This is a genomic window from Cobetia sp. (genome assembly GCF_983723665.1).
On the sequence record NZ_CFDJES010000219.1, the window covers coordinates 1 to 1,608 of the forward strand.

Below are 1,608 nucleotides of genomic sequence, written 5' to 3' on the forward strand. Positions count from 1 at the left end.
CATCGACTTCGCGGAAGTGATGGGCGCTTTTCATCAGGGCGAGGGCGGTGAGGGCTTCGACGCCATAGACGCGGGTGGTGATGGCGTGGCGGGTGGCGACATGATCCAGCAGCAGGGCGAAGTCGCCATCGCCGGAGGCGAGGATGATCTCATCGACCTCGGGGGCGGATTCCATCACGTCGATGGTGATGCCGACATCCCAGTCGCCCTTGGCCGAGCCGTCGCCGCGCTGGATGAAGGGCTTGAGTTTGACCGTGAAGCCTATCTCGCGCAGGCGCTGCTGGAATTGCTGCTGCTTGGGGTCGCCACGGTCGATCGCGTAGGCGTAGGCATGTTGAATCGAGCCGAGGCGCTCGAGCTCTGCCCACAGGCGACGATAATCGAACTGCCGGCCGAAGGTATCGCGGGTGGTGTAGTAGATGTTCTGCACATCAATGAAGACGGCCAGGCGTGTGCGTGCCCCATCCGCGTCGCGAGTGCCATGCACGCTGTGCTGGCGGGAGTCGAGGGAGCTGTCGCGCGAAGTAGAGGCTGGCATGGGCGTCGCCGTGGCGGGAGGAGCAAGGGTAGGCAAGAGGTGATTTTCCTCTCCCCAGAAAGAAGCCGGCCGCTACCTGATGATGCAGGGCAGCGGCTGGAGGTCTAGCGATGAACAACGCTCTCACCGGTCAGTGACTCGATGGCAGACGCCAGTTGAGTGAGGCGAGCAGCGCGTTCGGGCACCAAGGCTTGATGGGCAAGCCTCAGCTCTTGGCAGCAGGGTTTGACGGCTTGGTCGGCTTGACGCCAATGACCTGGCCGCTGACACCGGATTCAATCACATCCACCTTGCCACCACGGTCCAGGAAGGCCTGCATCTGAGCTTCAAGCGAGGCTGAGGTTTCGACAGCAGCCGGTGCTTTTTTCTTTGCAGCAGTACGAGTATTCGCCATACGGGACTCCGTTCCAAGACGTGAGGGGTGAAGATGCATGATAACACAGTGGCAACTTTGCTGCTTGATGGCGTCAATTTGGAATCAGAAGCCTGATGTTTTGCGCCGCTTTCCTTGTGTCTGCAAGCCTCGCGCAGCTTGGTGGGTCGCTGTTGCGATCTGACCAACACAGTGATGCAGGGCGGCCAAGCCATTGAAAAGTCGGGCTGTCGGCAAGAGGTCAGTGGGCATGATCGCGATTGCCGCATGGCATGCGAATCCTTTTACGGGCGCTGAATCATCTTTGATGGTCAGGCTGTCCGTCGCTCAGCCAAGCAAGGAGAGACTCCATGACAAGCCCTTCCAATGGTGATTTTGACGGCCAGACTCGCGCTTATGCGGTGGCATCCGAAACGGCAGACCTGGCGCCCTGGAACTTCGAGCGTCGCCAGCCGCGACCGGATGACGTGGCCATCGAGATTCTCTACTGCGGTGTCTGTCACTCGGATCTGCACGTCGGCCGCAATGACTGGGGCTTTTCTCAGTATCCGCTGGTGCCGGGGCACGAGATCGTGGGTCGGGTGACCCAGGTGGGCAATGACGTCAGTCAGTACAAGGTGGGCGACATGGTCGGCGTCGGCTGCATGGTGGATTCCTGCCGTGAATGCAGCGCCTGTCAGAAGGGGCTCGAGCAATA

At 60.5% G+C, this 1,608-nt stretch carries 3 protein-coding genes; 1 reads left to right on the forward strand and 2 read right to left on the reverse strand.

Annotated features, from left to right (window positions below):
• Both AC4FAH_RS14050 and AC4FAH_RS14055 read right to left on the reverse strand, forming a co-directional pair.
• Positions 1–538 (reverse strand): LabA-like NYN domain-containing protein (locus AC4FAH_RS14050; RefSeq protein ID WP_490246257.1); only part of this gene is annotated, 538 nt, incomplete at its 3' end.
• Positions 539–743: 205 nt separating this feature from the next.
• Entirely contained in the window at positions 744–932 is a 189-nt protein-coding gene (locus AC4FAH_RS14055) for a PFL_1563 family small protein (RefSeq protein ID WP_084589604.1), read from the reverse strand.
• A gap of 329 nt (positions 933–1,261) precedes the next feature.
• Between AC4FAH_RS14055 and AC4FAH_RS14060 the strand changes: the two genes are divergently transcribed.
• A partial coding sequence (locus AC4FAH_RS14060) for an alcohol dehydrogenase catalytic domain-containing protein (protein WP_490246258.1) occupies positions 1,262–1,608 on the forward strand: 347 nt, incomplete at its 3' end.

Excerpts from the sequence above, each read along its gene's own strand:
- AC4FAH_RS14055 (WP_084589604.1), bottom strand. The coding sequence starts at position 932 with ATGGCGAATACTCGTACTGCTGCAAAGAAAAAAGCACCGGCTGCTGTC.